The organism is Lysinibacillus composti (assembly GCF_016908465.1).
GTDB lineage: Bacteria > Bacillota > Bacilli > Bacillales_A > Planococcaceae > Ureibacillus > Ureibacillus composti_A.
The window spans coordinates 456903-477203 of sequence record NZ_JAFBDY010000001.1; the positions used below are offsets into that span (position 1 = coordinate 456903).

At 36.5% G+C, this 20301-nt stretch carries 20 protein-coding genes; 19 read left to right on the plus strand and 1 reads right to left on the minus strand.

The window, feature by feature from the left end; all coding sequences use genetic code 11:
• Positions 1 to 4 precede the first annotated feature (4 nt).
• The 7 genes from JOD29_RS02245 (at position 5) to ehuA (ending at position 7099) form a co-directional block, all read left to right on the plus strand.
• Positions 5 to 982, plus strand: a complete 978-nt coding sequence (locus JOD29_RS02245; RefSeq protein ID WP_124761815.1) for a cyclodeaminase — start codon at positions 5 to 7, stop codon at positions 980 to 982.
• A gap of 13 nt (positions 983 to 995) precedes the next feature.
• Complete coding sequence (locus JOD29_RS02250; protein ID WP_124761813.1) at positions 996 to 2204, plus strand: cystathionine gamma-synthase family protein; 1209 nt, start codon at positions 996 to 998, stop codon at positions 2202 to 2204.
• 294 nt (positions 2205 to 2498) lie between these two features.
• A complete protein-coding gene (locus JOD29_RS02255) occupies positions 2499 to 3569 on the plus strand; it encodes a homoserine dehydrogenase (RefSeq protein WP_124761811.1) in 1071 nt (356 codons plus the stop codon).
• A gap of 258 nt (positions 3570 to 3827) precedes the next feature.
• Positions 3828 to 4721, plus strand: coding sequence for an ectoine/hydroxyectoine ABC transporter substrate-binding protein EhuB (gene ehuB, locus JOD29_RS02260; RefSeq protein WP_124761809.1), 894 nt, complete (start codon positions 3828 to 3830; stop codon positions 4719 to 4721).
• A gap of 158 nt (positions 4722 to 4879) precedes the next feature.
• Positions 4880 to 5539, plus strand: coding sequence for an ectoine/hydroxyectoine ABC transporter permease subunit EhuC (gene ehuC, locus JOD29_RS02265; protein ID WP_124761807.1), 660 nt, complete (start codon positions 4880 to 4882; stop codon positions 5537 to 5539).
• A complete protein-coding gene (gene ehuD / locus JOD29_RS02270; protein WP_124761805.1) occupies positions 5539 to 6291 on the plus strand; it encodes an ectoine/hydroxyectoine ABC transporter permease subunit EhuD in 753 nt (250 codons plus the stop codon). Before ehuC ends, ehuD begins: the two co-directional genes overlap by 1 nt.
• Entirely contained in the window at positions 6275 to 7099 is an 825-nt protein-coding gene (gene ehuA / locus JOD29_RS02275; protein WP_192894174.1) for an ectoine/hydroxyectoine ABC transporter ATP-binding protein EhuA, read from the plus strand. The genes ehuD and ehuA overlap by 17 nt, the downstream gene beginning before the upstream one ends.
• A 92-nt stretch (positions 7100 to 7191) precedes the next feature.
• Here ehuA and guaC read toward each other — a convergent pair whose 3' ends face one another.
• Entirely contained in the window at positions 7192 to 8175 is a 984-nt protein-coding gene (gene guaC / locus JOD29_RS02280; protein ID WP_124761803.1) for a GMP reductase, read from the minus strand.
• A 294-nt stretch (positions 8176 to 8469) separates the two neighbouring features.
• Here guaC and JOD29_RS02285 point away from each other — a divergent pair, with 294 nt between their 5' ends.
• The 12 genes from JOD29_RS02285 to JOD29_RS02340 all read left to right on the plus strand — a co-directional run bounded on the left by JOD29_RS02285 (position 8470) and on the right by JOD29_RS02340 (position 20183).
• A complete protein-coding gene (locus tag JOD29_RS02285) occupies positions 8470 to 9198 on the plus strand; it encodes an AAA family ATPase (RefSeq protein ID WP_124761801.1) in 729 nt (242 codons plus the stop codon).
• Between the two features lie 67 nt (positions 9199 to 9265).
• On the plus strand, positions 9266 to 9493 hold the full coding sequence (locus JOD29_RS02290; RefSeq protein ID WP_124761799.1) for a hypothetical protein: 228 nt from the start codon (positions 9266 to 9268) through the stop codon (positions 9491 to 9493).
• Between the two features lie 131 nt (positions 9494 to 9624).
• Entirely contained in the window at positions 9625 to 9849 is a 225-nt protein-coding gene (locus tag JOD29_RS02295) for a hypothetical protein (RefSeq protein ID WP_124761797.1), read from the plus strand.
• Between the two features lie 353 nt (positions 9850 to 10202).
• Positions 10203 to 11306, plus strand: a complete 1104-nt coding sequence (locus tag JOD29_RS02300; RefSeq protein ID WP_124761795.1) for a tartrate dehydrogenase — start codon at positions 10203 to 10205, stop codon at positions 11304 to 11306.
• Entirely contained in the window at positions 11293 to 12042 is a 750-nt protein-coding gene (locus JOD29_RS02305) for an SDR family NAD(P)-dependent oxidoreductase (RefSeq protein ID WP_124761793.1), read from the plus strand. The genes JOD29_RS02300 and JOD29_RS02305 overlap by 14 nt, the downstream gene beginning before the upstream one ends.
• A 14-nt stretch (positions 12043 to 12056) precedes the next feature.
• Positions 12057 to 13505: an aldehyde dehydrogenase family protein gene (locus tag JOD29_RS02310; RefSeq protein WP_124762657.1), complete on the plus strand. Its 1449-nt coding sequence runs from the start codon at positions 12057 to 12059 to the stop codon at positions 13503 to 13505.
• A gap of 268 nt (positions 13506 to 13773) precedes the next feature.
• The gene (locus JOD29_RS02315) at positions 13774 to 14811 is read left to right on the plus strand and encodes an ABC transporter ATP-binding protein (protein WP_124762655.1); all 1038 of its coding nucleotides are present in this window, start codon (positions 13774 to 13776) and stop codon (positions 14809 to 14811) included.
• On the plus strand, positions 14804 to 15832 hold the full coding sequence (locus tag JOD29_RS02320) for an ABC transporter ATP-binding protein (protein WP_124761791.1): 1029 nt from the start codon (positions 14804 to 14806) through the stop codon (positions 15830 to 15832). The genes JOD29_RS02315 and JOD29_RS02320 overlap by 8 nt, the downstream gene beginning before the upstream one ends.
• Positions 15833 to 15846: 14 nt before the next feature.
• Positions 15847 to 16815 (plus strand): P1 family peptidase, encoded by a 969-nt coding sequence (locus tag JOD29_RS02325; protein WP_124761789.1) that lies wholly within the window; start codon positions 15847 to 15849, stop codon positions 16813 to 16815.
• A 19-nt stretch (positions 16816 to 16834) separates the two neighbouring features.
• The gene (locus JOD29_RS02330; protein ID WP_124761787.1) at positions 16835 to 18394 is read left to right on the plus strand and encodes an ABC transporter substrate-binding protein; all 1560 of its coding nucleotides are present in this window, start codon (positions 16835 to 16837) and stop codon (positions 18392 to 18394) included.
• Between the two features lie 16 nt (positions 18395 to 18410).
• On the plus strand, positions 18411 to 19352 hold the full coding sequence (locus JOD29_RS02335) for an ABC transporter permease (protein ID WP_124761785.1): 942 nt from the start codon (positions 18411 to 18413) through the stop codon (positions 19350 to 19352).
• A 12-nt stretch (positions 19353 to 19364) separates the two neighbouring features.
• Entirely contained in the window at positions 19365 to 20183 is an 819-nt protein-coding gene (locus tag JOD29_RS02340; RefSeq protein ID WP_124761783.1) for an ABC transporter permease, read from the plus strand.
• Positions 20184 to 20301 lie beyond the last annotated feature (118 nt).

Sequence of the window (20301 nt, forward strand, 5' to 3'; positions counted from 1 at the left end):
TTCAATGAACATATTTCATGAAGAAGAAATTCGAAACTTTGTCAAAGTAAATTCAAAAGCAATTGAGATTGTTGAAGATGGATTTTCGGCACTTGCGAAAGGAAATGTTACTTTACCGCCAATCATGAGAGTCGATTTACCAGAACATCACGGTGAAGTGGATGTTAAAACTGCCTATATAAAAGGGCTAGATTCATTTGCGATTAAAATTTCTTCAGGATTTTTTAATAATCCTTCACTTGGTTTACCTAGTTTGAGTGGAATGATGATTTTGTTCCAGACAAGGACTGGATTAACTGAATCAATTTTACTCGATAACGGTTACCTAACAGATGTACGAACTGCAGCAGCTGGTGCGGTCGCAGCTAAATATTTGGCAAAAAGCCAAGTGAAATGTGTAGGTGTTATTGGTACTGGCGTACAAGCGCGTTATCAAATTGAAGCACTATCCTATGTGCGAGATTTTAGAACTATTTACGTTTATGGGCGAAATGAAGAATCTGTACAAAGTTACGCAAAAGATATGGAATTGAAGTTAGGAAAAAAAGTAATCGTAGCCAAAAGTGTAGAAGAGGTAGTGAAGGAAAGTGAGATTGTAATCACGACAACACCATCTACAGAACCACTTATTAAGGCTGAGTGGTTACATCCTGGACTTCATATTACAGCAATGGGTTCGGATGCAGAGCATAAACAAGAACTAGATTCATCTATTTTTAAGCAAGCAGATATTGTAGTTTGTGATGTAAAGGAGCAATGCTTCCGATTAGGCGAACTTCATCATGCACTTGAACAAAATATTTTAAGTGTTGAAGATTCAACAATTTTAGAAATTGGTGAGCTTACAGCGGGACTGAAAAAAGGTCGTCAAAATGATCAACAAATTACAGTATGCGATTTAACTGGAACTGGTGTACAAGATACAGTGATTGCGAGATTTGCAAATAGTCAATTAGTTGAATATAAAAAATTACAAGTTTAACGGAGGGGTAAAGATGACAAAGGAAAATGTAAATATTGGGACAAAAGCAGTTTGGGCTGGAGAAAAGGAAGTATTAGTACACGGTGCAACACAAGTACCTGTTGTTGTAAGTGTTGCTTATAACTATGATGATATGGATGAATGGTATGAAGTAGCTACAGGTAAAAAGAAGGGTCATATTTACGGAAGAAATACAAATCCAACAGTTCAAGCGTTTGAAGATAAAGTGAAAATTTTAGAAGGTGCAGAGGCTGCAACAAGTTTCTCAACGGGTATGGCAGCAATTAGTAACACACTTTATACATTCCTGAGACCTGGGGACCGAATCGTTTCAATCAAAGATACTTATGGTGGTACAAACAAAATTTTTACTGAATTTTTACCACAACTAAACATTGAAGTAGCTTTATGTGAAACAGGAAATCACGAAGCGATTGAAAAAGAACTTGAAAAAGGTTGCAAAATTCTTTATTTGGAAACACCAACAAACCCAACAGTTAAAATTACTGATATTGAAAGAATGGCAAGAAAAGGTAAAGAAGCAGGAGCAATCGTCGTAGTTGATAATACATTTGCTACACCAATCAATCAAAATCCACTTGAACTTGGAGCAGATCTTGTGTTACATAGTGCTACGAAATTTTTAGGTGGTCATGCAGATGCTCTTGGTGGTGTCGTTTGTGGAGCTAAAGAGTTGATTGAACCAATTTACCATTACCGTGAAATTAATGGGGCAACGTTGGACCCGTGGGCAGCATATCAACTATTACGTGGAATGAAAACATTAAAATTACGTGTTGAGCAACAACAAAAAAATGCATTGGCTATTGCGCAATTCTTAGAACAAGAAGAGTTAGTAGAAGCAGTTTATTATCCAGGGTTAGAGTCACATATCAATCATGATATCGCTAAGAAACAAATGAAAGGCTTTGGTGGTATGCTAAGCTTTGCTGTAAAAGGCGGTATGGATGCTGTAAGAATTTTATTACCAAATCTTCAATATGCTAATCGTGCTGCAAATTTAGGTGCAGTAGAGACAACTTATGGTCCTGCTAGAACAACAAGCCATGTTGAATGTACACCAGAAGAACGAGCTGCAGTAGGTATTCCAGAAGGGTTAGTTCGAATTTCAGCAGGTATTGAAGATACAGCAGACTTAATTCAAGATCTTCAACAAGCATTTGCGATCTTAAAAGAGCAAACTGTGCTTGTCGGAAAATAACACGGGAAAGGGCAACTATCCCTTTTTAACAAATATGGATGCTCTTCCTATCATATAAAGACATCTCATTCATTTTCCTCTAAAATATGGCGTCATGTATGCATATAGGCATGACGCTCATATTTCAATTGACTGTAGTAGCAACAATACTAAGCAAATTTTGGAATACAACTAATATTCATGAGATCTCCACACAATATTTTAAATAAACGGTTTTACAAAAATTTTGCATTAAGAAGTGGTATTACCGCAAAAAAGAAAAAAATATCCTCATTTAAGGAAGTGAATAGAAGTATGGTACATCGCATAGCACTATTGGGTTTTGGTGTTGTTGGTCAAGGATTCGCAGAAATTGTACAACAGAAATATGGCTTTCTTAAGGAACAGTATGGATTAGATATTTCTATTGTAGCAGTAAGCGATATGATGAAGGGATCTATCTATCATCCAGAGGGACTTTCAATTGAAGAATTATTAAGATGCATTAAAGAAAATGGGAATTTTGATAATTATCCACACCAAATCGGTTTAGTCCGTGGGCTAAACAGTTTTGAAACTATAAAACAATCGAATGCAGAGACGATTGTAGAGGTTACTTTTACAGACATACAAACAGGTCAACCTGCAATCGATCATTGTAAATGTGCTTTTGAACATGGTAAAAATGTCATTATGAGTAATAAAGGTCCTGTCGCATTGGCTTATGGTGAATTAAAGGCTTTGGCTGAAAAACAACATGTCCAATGGGGGTATGAAGGTTCTGTAATGAGTGGTACACCCGCCTTAAGAATGCCTGAAACATCTCTAGCAGGTAACAATATAACGGAAATTCAAGGTATTTTAAATGGAACAACGAATTATATGCTCACTCGAATGGAAGAAGGATTATCCTACGAAGAAGCTTTAAAAGAAGCACAAAAATTAGGATATGCAGAAGCAAATCCAACAAGTGACGTTGAAGGATTTGATGCACTATACAAAATTGTCATCTTATCAAATGTCATACTTAAACATCCTTTGACAATTACAGACGTAGAACGAGTGGGTATTTCTCATTTAACAAGTGAGGATATTGAAATGGCAAAAGCTGAGGGGAAAAAGTGGAAGCTGATTGCGAAACTTAAAAAAGAGGGAGATCGCGTGATTGCTTCTGTAAAACCAGAGATGGTTTCCTTGTATCATCCATTAGCTAATATTACTGGAGCGACAAATGCGATTACGTATCTATGCGATTTAGCTGGTCCCATTACGCTAATCGGCGCAGGTGCTGGAAAAGTAGAAACTGGTTTCTCTATTTTAATTGATTTAATTAATATCGATCTTCGAAAATCACTAGCTTCAGTTGAAGTATCCCAATCCTATTAGTGATGAGAACATAATAAGTTATTTTAGTTCGGTTACTGTGGTGTAGGTTAAACAATCTGGAATTTGTAGAGAGAGAGAAAAAACTTTTTCCATATAAGAGTTGATGAACCTATAGTTGTATGTTTCTAGTTTAACTAAAATTTTCTGTAAATTCAGAAAAATGTGATAGGTATATTTTTTATAGTTTTTGATAATTGTAAAACAGAATTTTTAGCTATCAAATATTGAAATTGAAAACATATAATAGGGGGTTTTTAAATGAAAAAAGGCTTGTTTACTATATTGATAGGTTTGATGTTACTTGTTCTAGCAGCTTGTGGTGGATCTGAAGGAACTACTGAAACATCTGCTGATCCTGCGAAAAGTAAATTGGAACAGTTACAACAATCGGGTACTGTGAAAATTGGGTTCGCCAATGAAAAACCTTATGCCTATGAAGAAAACGGTGAACTAAAAGGTGCGAATGTAGACATCGCAAAAGCTGTGTTTAAAGAATTAGGAATTGAAAATGTTGATGCACAATTAGCTGACTTCAGTCAACTAATTCCAGGTGTACAAGCAGGTCAGTTTGATGTAATTACAGCAGGGATGGCCATTAAGCCAGATCGTTGTGAACGTGTATTATTTAGTGAGCCTGAAATGAAATATGGAGAAGGATTAATAACAGCTGCTAATAATCCTAACAATATTCAAAGTTATAAAGATATTGCTTCAAACCCAGATTTAAAAGTAGTCGTAATGGAAGGTACAACTGAGATTGGCTTTTTACAAGAAGAAGGGGTAAGTCCAGATCAAATTATGACAGCTCCAGATATTCCAGCAACTTTCTCTGCAATTCAAGCTGGACGTGCAGATGCTACAACTGGTACTGAAATGACAGTAAAGATGGCCTTAGAGTCTGCAGCTACAGATGCTTTGGAGTTTGTTGAAACTTTTGAACAACCAGATGTAGAAGGGGTTCCAAGTTACGGTGCAGCAGCATTTAATTTAAAAGATGAAGAATTACGTAATGCGTACAATGAAAAGTTACAAGAATTAAAAGAGAATGGAACAATTGCTCAACTACTAGAAAAAAACGGATTTAGTGAGATTAGTAATATGGTAGAGGTAGGCAAAATTACAACAGAACAAATTTGTGGGGGACAAAACTAATCTACCACTGCATGAGAATAGGGGCTAGCTATCAACAGATGCATCAGCTCCTATTTTTTTATAAGTGATGATATTTGAGAATAGTTTAATCAGTTAAGAAGAGTGTTTAGGAAGCAAAATATTTGTTCATATAACTTTGACGAAAGGAATGATGTCATATTAGCGCAGTTACGGAAATTTTACCTCAACTTTTACGTGGTCTTGGGATTACAATTTCTGTTTTATTAGCGTCCGCAATTATTGCATACGTAATGGCATTTATTGCAGGATTATCAAGAGTTTCTCAAAATGTAATTTTACAAAAAATAACTGCAGTATATGTTGAAATATTCCGTGGTACGTCTTTAATCGTTCAACTTTTCTGGTTATATTATGCCATCCCTATGCTTTTCGGAATACAACTGGGCTCAAACTGGTGGACTGGCGTAATAGCGATTGGTTTAAACTACGGAGCATATCTATCAGAAGTAGTACGTGGATCTATCCTAGCAGTCGATAAAGGTCAAACTGAAGCTAGTATCGCGTTAAATATGTCTAGTTTTCAAAGAATGAGGCTAATCATTTTACCTCAGGCTGTTCGAATGATGTTACCTGAGTTCGGAAACTATTCTATTCAAATGTTAAAAGCAACTTCACTAGTTTCATTGATTGGTATGAGAGATATTTTATACTACGGGGATATTATGCGGAGTACGAACCTATCTCAAGCCCCATTAATTTATGTGTTTGTACTATTAGTATACTTTGTACTCGCATTACCATTAATTTGGTTGACAAGAAAAGGGGAAGCAAACTCTAAGAAGGGGGTGGCTAGTTAATGAGTAATAACTGGAAATGGGAAACGTTCTTTGAGGCCATGCCAATAGTTTTAAAAGGATTAGGAATTACGATTGGTTTAACCTTTGCATGTTTCGGATTTGCTTTAATTTTTGGTTTTGTCTGGACGTTCATTAGAAGAATACCATTTTCCCCCATTCGTTGGTTTGTAACTTGGGTGATGGAGTTTATTCGTTCAACTCCTCCTTTAGTACAATTATTTTTTGTCTACTATGCATTGCCAATGGTACCCGTAATCGGTGTAACACTCGATCCGTTTACTTGTGCAGTCTTAGGAATCGGAATTCATTATAGTACTTATATCGGGGAAATTTATCGCTCTGGTATTGACAGTGTAGATAAAGGTCAATGGGAAGCTTCTACTGCATTAAACTTTTCTACCCTTGATAAGTGGAAGAAAATTATTTTACCACAAGCCCTTCCACCGACAATACCAATGCTAGGGAACTATTTCATAATCATGTTCAAGGAAGTTCCTTTAGCTTCAACAATTGGTGTTGGCGGAATAATGTTTATGGCCAATTCTTACGGTGCGCTTAACTTTGCATATCTAGAACCGTTAACGATTGTCGGCATTATCTTCTTATTGTTAAGTTATCCGTCATCGATTCTCATCAATAGGTTAGAAGTGAAGCTAAATACTAGGTTTGATAAAAATGATTTAATCGGGAAAAGTCCAAAGAAACGTTTTTTCTTATCTAAAAATTTAGAGGGAAGTGATCGTATTGTCTAAAACAATTGTTACAGAGATAGAGAAAATCAATAAAAGTACTGAACCGATTGTAAAATATCAAAATGTAACGAAATCATATGGTGATTTCCATGTTTTAAAAGGCATTAATTTAGATATTCATCCAGGAGAAAAAATTGCTGTAATTGGTCCAAGTGGTTCTGGAAAAACAACGATTATCCGTATGTTAATGACACTTGAAGAACCTACCTCTGGGGACATCATTGTAAATGGAACGAATTTATGGAAGATGGAAAAAAGTGGGTCAATGATTAGAGCAAATGAAAAACATTTAAGGGAAGTGCGTGGAGACATCGGAATGGTGTTCCAACATTTTAACCTTTTCCCACACATGACCATCTTGGAAAATTGTATGTCTGCTCCGATTCATGTTAAAAAAGAGAATAAAGATGAAGTTCGTGAACGGTCAGTACAAATGCTTGGAAGAGTAGGGCTAGGCGATAAACTTGACTTTTACCCTTCACAATTATCAGGAGGACAAAAACAACGTGTTGCCATGGCTCGTGCATTGGTAATGCGTCCGAAGATTATGTTATTTGATGAAGTAACTTCTGCCCTTGACCCTGAATTGGTAGGTGAAGTACTTGAAGTAATTCGAGATATTGCTCAAAATGATGATATGGCAATGGTACTTGTCACACATGAAATGGATTTCGCTTTAGATATTGCGGATAAGGTTCTTTTCCTTGATCAAGGTGTTATTGCTGAACAAGGAACGGCAACTGAAGTATTAGAACATTCAACAAATGAACGTTTACAAAATTTCTTGCGAAGATTTAGAAAAGTTTAGTTGTGTAATATTATGAAATTAAATACAAAAGAAAAGAAACGAGTAGATTATGACATCTATTCGTTTCTTTATGATTATTTAACGTTTATTGATTAATATACGCGGTCACCGTTAAAGATTGAGTTTTTAACGATCACATAGTCTACAGTACGAATTGCATCAAGTTTAGTACCACCAGCGTAAGAAATAGATGATTGTAAATCTTGTTCCATCTCAGTTAAAGTGGCCATTAATGAACCTTTATGCTCTACATACATTTTTTTACCTTCAACGTTTTTCTTCTCGCCTTTTTGGTATTCTGATGCAGAACCAAAGTATTCTTTAAATACTTTACCGTCTTTTGTAATCGTTTGTCCTGGAGACTCTTCATGACCTGCAAATAATGAGCCAATCATAACCATTGATGCCCCAAAGCGAACTGATTTTGCGATATCACCATGTGTACGAATACCGCCGTCTGCGATGATTGGTTTTGTTGCAGCTTTTGCACACCAACGTAGAGCAGCTAATTGCCATCCACCAGTACCAAATCCTGTTTTAATTTTAGTTATACATACTTTACCTGGACCAATCCCAACTTTCGTTGCATCTGCGCCAGCGTTCTCTAATTCACGCACAGCTTCTGGAGTACCAACATTTCCAGCAATGACAAAAGTTTGTGGTAAATGTGTTTTAATATGTTTAATCATATTAATTACAGCATTTGAATGTCCGTGAGCAATATCAATCGTAATGAATTCAGGAATTAGATCTTCGATAGCTAATTGTTCAATAAATGTGTATTCTTCAGGCTTAACCCCAACACTGATCGAAGCAATTAATTTACGTGAATGCATATCTTTAATAAATTCTGCACGAGATTCAGGATTAAAACGGTGCATAATATAAAAGTAACCGTTTTCAGCAAGCTTAATAGCAATTGATTCATCGATAATAGTCTGCATATTTGCAGGTACTACAGGTAATTTAAATTTATGCCCACCAAACGTTATAGTTGTGTCACATTCAGAACGACTGTTTACTATACATTTATTTGGAATTAATTGAATATCTTCGTAATCAAATACATTATCCATAAAAGCACCTCTTAAATACGAATATTTTTTTATTTTTTATGCGAATTGTTCGCCCTTTGGTAATTTAACCTATTTGAAACGTGATGTAAAGCTTTTATTTAAACTTTTTAAAATTCCTTAACAATAGTATGGCAAATTTACGCTACATTCATAAAAGTTTTAGGATTTCATTCAAATAAGGTAACATTTATATATAGGATTATTGGTGTAAGGAAAATCGTTTCTATTGTGGCTGTTATTTTGTTGTAAGTTGAGGCGAGTTAATTGTAAATCCAGTTAAAATGAGGTGCACTTATGTATTTAAAAACTGTTCGATATTTAAAAGAAAATATTCCAGATGAATTTACATATCCATTCAGTATTCCATCTTTGTCTACTCTTGATGAAATACAATTACCAACGAACATTACATTCTTCGTCGGAGAAAATGGTTCTGGAAAATCTACACTATTAGAAGCAATCGCTGACTTATGTGAGTTTAATACGGCAGGTGGTGGTCGTCAACACTTATATGACGTACATAAATCAGATTCAGCATTATCCGATTACATAAGGTTATCTTGGAAGCGTAAAATATCTAGAGGATTCTTTTTGCGTGCAGAAACATTTTATCAATTTGCTAGTCATATTGATTTGATGGACGAACCTGAAGGGATTAAGTATGCATCATATGGTGGGAAATCACTTCATCAGCAGTCTCATGGGGAATCTTTTTTATCATTATTTCAAAATGCCTTTGGTAAAAAATCACTCTATTTATTAGATGAGCCTGAAGCTGCACTTTCTCCTGTTCGTCAACTTAGTCTCATGAAGATTATGAAAGATTTAGAAGAAGAAGCACAATTTATTATAGCAACACACTCCCCAATACTTTTAGGTTATCCAGATGCAACAATATATAGTTTTGACGATGGGAAAATTGAAGCTGTTCGTTATGAAGATACTACAAATTATATTGTAACTAAAAGTTTTCTAAATGCTCCAGATAGAATGTTAGACGAACTTTTTAAAGAAGAAGAATAAGGCGTAACAAAACTTCTTGGCATATAAAAATTCATTCATCTCATATTAACAAAAAGGAGATGATAAAATGCCTAGAAATAATGAAAATCAACATGTTGAAGCAACCCCACATTTTGATGGAAAAAGAGAATCAATCATTAATGACGCAACTGCTTCTGCCGGGGAAGGAATTGGCATTACATTTACTAAAAGAATGGAATTCGCGCTAGATCCTAACCCTTATAACGCTGAATTAAAAGAAAATGAGGATTTTAAAAAATTGAAAAAAATAATGGGTGGCGAAAAGAAAGAGTAGCGCGGAAGTTTAACTTAAGATACCCTTTAATAAATATTTTAGAAATCCCTTACAATTTTTAACTAGTCACGGCATTTGCACATACCACTCCATCCAAACATGCATAAAATGTGATGGAAAGGGGGATTCGTATGCCGTGGCAATACAAATTAAGCTACTTAATGGGTCAACCTATTGGTATATCATTCATAAATGGGCAAGGCACTTCAGGCGTTCTATGTAAAGAATTCGATGGTAAAATTCAAATAATTGAGTACTTATATAATACACAATTTGCAATAAAACAATATGATAAAGAAATTATTCAAGATATCCATGGTTTTCCTTCATGCCAAAAACAGCCTCGCCTTCATTAACAACGAATATATTAAAGATAAAGATATTACAGTTTTGAAGAGTAGACTCATACTTTTTATTTTATATCATCAGGAAGTGTCTCAGAAACTCAAATAGGGTTTTTGAGGCATTTTTTTATGTCATTAGTAAAACACTAAATTTCAATCATGTAAGGGCTTTTTTTATTAAATATTTATCAACTTTTATCATATGCAAAATATTTTTAAAATATTAGTCATTATTTGAAAATTTTGAGAATAAACTTTATTGATAGAAAATCTCTATCAAACTATTTTATGAATTTACTTTCGAAAATAGAATAATATTCCACGCGTTTATTACAAAATTAATTGTTTTAGCAGGGGGGTAAAAAATGAAGCCATTAAAAATAGCTGTTATTCCAGGAGATGGAATTGGAATCGAAGTAATGGATGAAGCATTAAAAGTAATCGAAGTGCTAAAAACACTTGACCCGAATTTACAAATTGAAAACACAGTCTTTCCTTGGAATTCAGAATACTACTTAACACATGGTGAAATGATGCCAAAAGATGGTCTTACAACTTTACAACAATATGACGCCATTTTATTTGGAGCAATAGGGGACAAGCGTGTTCCGGATGAAGTAACCATTTGGGAATTAATCATGCCAATTCGTAAGCAGTTTCAACAATACGTTAACTTCCGTCCGGTTAAATCTTTACCAGGAATAGCTTCACCTCTTTCGAGAAGAAAGAATATTGACTTTGTTATTTATAGAGAGAATGCAGAAGGCGAATATTCCAATAGTGGTGGCAGAATGTTTAATGGTGAACAACGTGAATTAGCTGTACAAAATACAGTTATGACACGTACTGGGATTGAAAGCTTAGTTCGAGCTGCTTGTGAATATGCAGTAGAGCATTCGAAAACAAAGATAACGAGCGCCACAAAGTCGAATGTTATTTTTCATTCGATGAAATTATGGGATGAGCATACAAGTGCCATCGTGAACAATGAGTATCCACAATTATCTCTTGAATCCTACTATATTGATGCATTAGTTGCATATTTCGTAGAACGTCCAGAATCCTTTGAGGTTGTTGTCGCATCAAATTTATTTGGTGATATTTTATCGGATTTAGGTTCAGCACTTGTTGGTGGTTTAGGTTTATCACCATCAGCCAATATCAACCCTGAAGGCCAATATCCATCTATGTTCGAACCTGTACATGGTTCTGCACCTGATATTGCTGGAAAAGGGATTGCAAATCCAATTGCGCAAATCTGGTCATTAGCCTTAATGCTTGATCATTTAGGGCGAAAAGACTTAGCGAAAATTATTGTAGATTCCATTGTTCTAGTATTACAGAAAGGCGATGTTAAAACAGCTGATATTGGTGGGACGTCTTCAACGAAACAAATGGGTGAAGCCATTTGTGAACAAATGAAAAAACTTGTATCAAATGGAATGGAGAGATCGCATGAAATTGTTTGACAATAAAATCATTATCGTCACTGGAGCAGCCGGTGGAATGGGTAAAGCAATTGTCCAGGAGCTACTAAATGAGGACGCAACTGTTATTGCTCTAGATTTATCGACGAAAAACCTTGAAGACATCCAACACGAAAGATTACTAACATATGAGACAAATGTATTAGCTGAGGAAAATATTCAAAAAATCGTTTCAGAAGTTTATGAGAATTACGGAAAGATTGACGGTTTGGTAAATGCATTAGGCATTGCGCAAGCTGCTACGCCAGTAGAAGAAGTTACATTAGAAGAATGGGATCGATTACTAAATGTGAATGTAAAAAGTTTATTCATTACAAGTAGAGCAGTTGTACCGTTTATGAAGCAACAAAAGAAAGGCTCTATTATTACGATCGCGTCCATTTCAGCAGTAAGACCACGTCCAGGCTTACAAACTTATATTGCGTCTAAAGGGGCAGCAGAGAGCTTTACTAGAGGGCTAGCGATTGAATTAGCAGAACACGGAATTCGAGTAAATACCATTCATCCAGGACCAGCTGATACAACTATGCTAGGTAAATTCACTTCTAATGGTGGAGATATCGAGCAAACAAAAGAGGAGATATTCCGTAAAAGTGTACCATTAGGAAGATTGATTGTCCCTCAAGATATTGCTAATGCCGTAAGTTTCCTATTATCTGATAAAGCAGAAATTATTACTGGTTCAACACTTAATGTTGATGGAGGTAGAGGATTGTGATTGATGTAACAGTTATAAAAAGAATTCCGATGTTAATTGATGGAAGATGGGTTGGGGATGACCATGATGAGTGGTTACCAGTAAACAATCCCTCAACTGGTGAAAAATTGACAGAGATTGTGAATGGGACAAAAGAGCATGTCGATTTAGCTGTAAAGGCTGCTCGAAAAGCTTTTGAAAGTGATGAGTGGAGAGCCATTAAGCCATTCGAAAGAGGACAATTGTTAATTGAATTGGCAGCCTATATTCGAGAACATGCGGAAGAATGGAGTTTACTAGAATGTCAAGATGTTGGCAAACCTCTTTCTCAAGCTAAAGCTGATATTGAGGCGGCTGCGCGCTATTTCGAGTTCTATGGTGGAGCGGCAGATAAAGTAATGGGAGACACAATTCCAATTGAAGATGGGTTGTTAAATGCAACTGTACTTGAACCAGTCGGAATAACGGCTCACATAGTTCCTTGGAATTATCCGATTCAAATTACATCTAGAAGTGTAGCAGCTGCAATTGCAACTGGTAATGCAGTAATTGTGAAAAGTGCTGAGGATACGCCGATGACGACTCAAAAAATAGCAGAATGGTTTAATAATAGTCGTTTACCAAAAGGTATCTTCCAACACATTACAGGTTTAGGGAGTGTTGTAGGGGCTGCATTATCAAGTCATCCTGACATTAACCATATTACTTTCACCGGATCAGTCGGAACAGGTATTAATGTCATGCAATCAGCGGCAAAAAATGTGGTACCAGTGACACTAGAGCTAGGTGGTAAGTCACCAAACATTGTCTTTGCCGATGCAAATCTAGAGGATGCAGTTCAAGGAGTATTGAATTCAATTATTCAAAATGCAGGACAAACTTGTTCTGCAGGTGCAAGACTCCTTGTTGAGAGTTCTATCAAAGATGAATTTTTATCGAAGTTAGTGGAGCGATTCAAACAAATTAAAGTAGGACCTGGTCACTTAGATTACGACATGGGCCCTATATTAAATGAAAAACAATTCACACAGATCATGAATAAGTTGAAAGTTGCTTCTAAAAAGGGGCAAATTTTATGTGGTGGTAAACGTGCAAACATTGAAGGTTACGAAAATGGATACTATCTAGAACCGACAATTGTAGATGGCTTATCGGTTGACGATGATTTAGCTCAACAAGAAGTATTCGGTCCTGTTTTAACTGTATTAAATTTTGATTCAGTAGACGAAGCAATACAGTTAGCAAATAGTACAGAATACGGCCTTGTATCAGGGATATGGACAAAAGATATAGATGTTGCTCATTTCGTTGCAAGCCGTATGCGATCAGGACAAGTGTTTATTAATAGTTATGGTGCTGCTGGTGGAATTCAAATGCCGTTTGGCGGATATAAAAAGAGTGGAATCGGAAGAGAAAAAGGCTTTATTGCTTTAAGAAGCTATACGCAAGTAAAAAATATCGCCATTAAATTTAAGCAGTATTAAAATTTCGAAGTTGAACAGTGTCTAGCTGCGCGGGCTAGCTGCTCGGGACACTTCGGCTCCTCCTACGAAGGCCAAAACCACCTTCTTCTCGGAGTCTCCGAAGTACATGGATGTACGAGTGCCGACAATGCCATACGATGTGGCGTTTTTGTCGGCCAGTGCCTGGGGCTCACACGATGTGAGTCATGTCTGCGATGCCACACGACGTGGCGTTTTCGCAGACGCGAGCTTAAGAGCCCGCTCCGCTTTTCTTATTGGAGGTGATTGGATGCATGCTTCACAAGTAGAAAAAAATGAAGAAACGACCTTGCAAAAAGAAGTTTTGCTCGAAGTAGAAGATCTTCGAATATACTTCGAGCTTGGTAGACAAAAGGTTGCAAAAGCTGTTGATGGTGTTAGTTTTACAATCCATAAAGGAGAAACAGTCGCATTAGTAGGTGAATCAGGAAGTGGAAAAAGTATTACATCGTTATCCATTATGCGACTAGTTCCAATGCCTCCTGGAAAACTTGTTAGTGGGTCAGTTAAGTTAAATGATCGAGAAATACTAACACTTCCAGAAAAAAAGATGAGGGAAGTGAGAGGGAATGAAATCGGCATGATCTTCCAAGAGCCGATGACTTCCCTTGATCCTGTATTTACGATTGGTAATCAAATTATGGAATCGCTTCTTCATCATCAGGGATTAAAACGTAAAGAAGCAAAAAACAAGGCTATTGATTTATTAAAATTAGTTGGTATTGCGAATGCAGAAAAAGTAGTGGATGAATATCCGCATCAATTATCGGGTGGAATGAGACAGCGAGTCATGATTGCCATTGCAATGTCCAATAACCCGAAATTGTTGATTGCCGATGAACCAACAACTGCATTAGATGTAACGGTGCAAGCACAAATCCTTAAATTAATGTTGAAGATGAAGGAGGAATTTAACTCTTCTATTCTGTTAATCACACACGATATGGGAGTTGTGGCAGAAACAGCAGACCGTGTACTTGTGATGTATGGTGGACAAATTGTAGAAGAGGCGGCAGTAAAAGAATTATTCCTTAACCCGAAGCATCCATACACAAAAGCTCTACTAAAAACAATGCCAAGCCTAGACCAAAACGTAGATCGCCTGCCTTCTATTCCAGGAAGTGTTCCCCCTGCACATAGTTTTCCACAAGGGTGTCGCTTTGCGGAGCGTTGCGAATTTGCCTTTGATCAGTGCAAACAACAATTGCCTGAGTTGATAAATGTGACAGATGCTCATAAAGCTCGTTGCCATCTTTATTCCGGGTTTGGAGGTGGTTCCATTGTCTAATAAGGAGGTTTTGTTGGAAATTAAAAATCTTAAGACTTATTTTCCAACGAGAGGTTCAAAGATTGGAAAAAAGAACTACCTTAAAGCAGTGGATGATGTATCGCTAACCATTTATAAAGGTGAAACATTAGGGATCGTAGGTGAGTCTGGTTCAGGGAAATCTACGCTAGGTCGTACCATTCTTCAATTAGTGAAACCAACAGAAGGCTCAATTATATTTGAAGACAATCATTTAGAAAATTTATCTGGGCAAACACTTCAATCTTTCCGAAATCAAATGCAAATGGTGTTCCAGGATCCATTTGGTTCCTTAAACCCGCGAATGAAAATTGGAAATATAATTGAAGAGCCAATTAAACTCCAAATGAAATTATCTAGAGCTGAGAGAAAAAATAGAGTAAAAGAGTTAATTCAGAAAGTTGGATTATCTGAAGAGGCATTAAATAAGTACCCACATGAGTTCTCTGGTGGGCAACGACAGCGCATTGGAATTGCAAGAGCACTGTCCATTAATCCTAAATTTATCATTGCTGATGAACCAGTAAGTGCGCTTGACGTATCAATTCAATCTCAAGTTTTAAACTTAATGATGGATCTACAAGAAGAGTTTAACCTAACTTATTTATTTATTTCTCATGATTTAAGTGTTGTTAAACACATAAGTGATCGTGTAGCAGTTATGTATTTAGGTCGAATCGTTGAAATTGCAACGAAGGAGTCTTTATACGAAAATCCTTTGCATCCGTATACGAAGGCACTTCTATCAGCAATACCTGTTGTTAATTTTGAAGAAAAACGTGAGGAGATACCGATATCGGGTGAATTACCAAGTAATACGAATCCACCTGTAGGTTGTGCATTCCATACAAGGTGCCCATTTGCAATGGAAAAATGTAAAAACGAACGACCACTCCTTAAAGTAGTAAATCACAATCAACAAGTTGCTTGCTTCCTCCATGATTCAGAACATAAAGTAACTTCTGAAACTAGTGAAACAAAAAAAGAGTTAGTAGAAAGCTAGGAAGTGAAGAAGAGATGAAGTTTGATAATATTACAGATGTACCAGGAATTAAGGTTGGACATTGTGAGGATCCGGTTGCACTAACAGGGTGCTCGGTTCTGATAACAGAAGATGGTGCTGTTTGTGGTGTTGATGTACGTGGTTCTGCACCTGGAACAAGAGAAACAGACGCACTTGACCCAATTAACGCAGTTCAACAAGTGCATGCAATTTGCTTAACAGGTGGCAGTGCTTATGGTTTAGAAGCTGCTTCAGGCGTTATGAAATATTTAGAGGAAAAGAATATTGGACTTGATGTTGGAGTTGCAAAAGTTCCAATTGTTCCAAGCGCAGTCATTTTTGATTTAGTAGTAGGAAATCCATCTGTAAGGCCAGATATGAAAATGGGATATGAAGCTGCAAGCCGTGCTAAAAAAGGGGGATTTCCACAAGGAAATGTCGGTGTTGGTTGTGGAGCTTTAGTTGGGAAGATTCCAGGCTTAGAATTTGGTATGAAGGGTGGATTAGGTAGTTCATCTATTGAAGGAGTAAATGACTTAGTAGTAGGGGCAATTGTTGCTGTTAATGCTAGTGGGGATGTTCGTGACCCAAAAACAAATACAATTTTGGCGGGAGCAAGGAATCCACAAACAGGAGAAATGATTGATTGTATAGAGTTTATAAAGAATAATCAATCTTCCGTAGCCACAATTGGCACGAATACAACAATAGGAGCAGTAGCCATGAATGCAAAATTAACAAAAGCTGAAGCAAAGAAAATTGCAGGACTGGCGCAAAATGCATTGGCAAGGACGATTTATCCAGTACACACAATGTTTGATGGGGATACAATTTTTGTATTAGGTACTGGCACGAAAACATATCCAGTTGATTACTTAGGAACACTTGCAGCAGAAGTCATGGAAGCAGCAGTAATTCGTGCGGTAAAACATGCAGAAAAAGTTGGTAATATCGAGAGTTATTCTAGTATTCAAAATAAATAATCTAATAGGGGTGGGTTATATGTTTAAACGTAAATATTGGCTCGTTTTAGCTTTACTATTCGTTATGTTTATCATCAGTGCTTGTTCAGAAGAAGGAACAGAAACTAACACAGAAAATGAAGGGGAAAAAGAAACAGCAACAGCTACACCAGCAGGTCCACAGGAAATCCGTGTTCGTGTGAATGATGATCCAGACTTCTTAGATCCGCATCGTGCAACAGCTTCACTTTCTTTCCAACAAATATTAAATATGTTCGAAGGGTTATTTTTACCACAACCGGATGGTTCTTTAACAGAAGGTCTTGCTGAGAGCTATGAAGTGTCTGAAGACGGTTTAACTTATACATTCAAAATTCGCCAAGGTGTTAAATTCCATAACGGTGATCCTTTGACAACTGATGACGTAGTATATACATTTGAGCGACTAATGGGATTAAACGGTGGTGAAAAATTATCAAAGAACTTTGATAACGTCGCTTCCATTGATGCACCAGATGCTACGACATTTGTGATGACATTAAAAGAACCAAACTCTAATTTCCTTTATTCATTAACAGCATTACAATCAGCTATCTTGCCAAAAAGTAATGATGGTAAACATAATGAAAATCCAATTGGAACAGGTCCTTTTGCCTTTGCAAAATACTCTCCAGGTACAAATCTTGAGTTGAAGAAAAATGAAGAATACTGGCAAGAAGGTTTACCATATTTAGATAAAGTAACATTCGTCTACCAATCGGATGACCAAGCTGCAGTTATGAATCTATTAGCAGGTGAAGTTGATTTAACAGGGGTCCCTGGTCACCGAGTTGCAGAGGTTGAAGGTAGCTTTAACATTTCACATCAAAACAATAACTCTTCATTAATTATTACATTTAACGAAGAGAAAGAGCCTTTTAATAATCTAAAAGTACGTCAAGCGATCAACATGGCAATTAGTAAGCAAGATATAATTGATTCAATATTCTCAGGTTATGCAACACCACAAGGGTCAAATATGAGTCCGGCGATGGGTGATTACTATTTAGATGGGTTACAAGATGTTTATTCGTTTGATGTTGAAAAAGCAAAAAAATTATTAGCTGAAGCTGGTTATCCAGATGGTTTCAAAACGAAAATTACAGTTTCATCACACAACGATATGTATCCAAACATTGCACAAATCGCGGTTGAAAACCTAAAACAAATTGGCATTGATGTGGAAATTGAAACGGTAGAGTGGGGTATTTGGTTAGAGCGCGTATACTTCGGCCGTGATTATGAAATGACAACAATTGACTTAACGGGTAGACCATCTGCGTATGAAATATTAAATGACTATATTTCAACTAATGATAATGAAAACTTCTTTAGATTTAAAAATGATGAATATGACCAAGTAATGGCTGATGTTTTAAAAGAAACTGACCGTGAGAAACAAATTGAATACTATCAACGCGCACAAGAAATTTTAACTGAACAAGCTACAGCTGTTTACATTGCAGATTATGAAATCTTATGGGGTTCTAAGAAAAATATTACGGGGCTGAAAAGCTATCCATTCTGGTTCCATGATATGAAAGAAGTAAAATTTAACTAGTTAAAGGGATGGTTAAATGCTATATATCATTCGTCGACTCGTATTATTTATCGTCACAGTGGCGCTTGTATCGATTATAACGTTTGGAGTATTTCAAATATTACCAGGTGACCCAGTCAAAACAATGCTTGGGACAGAGGCGGATGAGGTGCAAATTGAAAGTTTGCGAAAAGAGCTTGGTTTAGACCGTCCATTACACGAACAATATATGGATTGGGTTCAAGGACTATTTACAGGTGATTTGGGGAATTCGATTCGATTCTCCATGCCTGTAAGTGATCTATTAATGGATCGTTTACCTGTAACCCTCTCTGTTGCAAGTCTTGCACTGGTGATTGTGTTGTTTGTTGCATTACCACTTGGAATATTTGTAGCGAAAAGACAAAACAAAATTAGTGATGTGTTGTTATCTTCTGCAACTCAGTTAGGAATGGCAATTCCATCTTTCTGGCTCGGGATGATACTAATTATTTATATTGGGATGAATTTTGATTTCTTCAAAATTAATGGATATGTTCCTTGGTCAGAAAGTATTGCAGGGGCGCTTAGTACGCTTGTTTTACCAGCTTTAACGATTGCAATTCCGCAGATTGCAGTAAAGTTTCGTTACGTGAGAACGTCTATTTTAGAACAAATGCAATTAGATTATGTTCGAACAATTCGAAGTAAAGGGTTACCTGAAAAAATTGTCATGTACAAACACATTTTAAAAAATTCGATGATTCCTATTCTAACAATTTTCGGGCTCATTACAGCAGAAGTGGTTGCTGGTACAATTATTGTAGAGCAAGTTTTTGCTTTACCAGGGGTAGGGCAATTACTGATTACATCCATTAGTTATCGTGATTTCCCGTTAGTTCAAGGAATTGTTATGTATATCACTGTGACAGTCGTATTTATTAACTTTGTGGTGGATATTTTATATTCAGTTATTGATCCACGAATTCGGTTACGTTAGGAGGCGTTGGGAATGAAACGATATGCAAAAAATATCAATCTTGTAGTTGGTTCTATCATAATATTTGGATTCTTTCTGATGATGATTGTCAGTTTCTTCTATACGCCATACGACGTAACCGCCATGGATATCCCAAACAAGCTAAAAGCACCGAACACTGAACATATTTTTGGGACAGATGAATTTGGTCGCGATATTTTCAGTAGAATTTTAGTTGGTAGTCAAACCGCCTTTGTTGTGGGGCTTTTGACGGTTATTATAGGTGTAGTATTTGGAGTAACTATTGGTGGAATCGCTGGGTTTATAGGAGGTTGGGTTGACGAACTGTTTATGCGTTTAATGGATGCGCTCATGGCATTCCCTGGGATTATTTTAGCATTAATGCTAGTTGCGGTATTTGGTCCAGGAATCGTTAACACGTCAATTGCACTTGGTATTATTGCAATTCCGAATATTGCACGTGTTGCGCGTAGTGGTTTTGTTCAACATAAAGAAGCAGAATATGTGATGGCGGCAAGGTTAATAGGCGTAAAGCCATTAAAAATTATGTTTAAACATATTTTACCGAATGTATCTTCTCAAATTATTGTGGCAGCGTCCATTGCATTTGCGATTGCGATGTTAGCAGAAGCTGCTTTAAGTTATTTAGGATTAGGGGTACAACCACCTGATCCTAGTTGGGGAAGAATGCTAAAAGATGCTCAAGCATATCTAATCGGTTCACCGTGGTACACGTACGCACCAGGTGGAGCAATCACCATCTTGGTACTAGGATTATATATGCTTAGCAATGCAATACGCGATATTATGGATCCTCGCTCTAAGGCTTAATGTATAATAATACGTTCATGAGAGCAATATGAAAATAGAAACAATCTCGTTAGGTTTTGGGTTGGTTAGCCCCTTTCGAGATTGTTTTTATTATGTAATTTAGAAATTGTGTTATCAA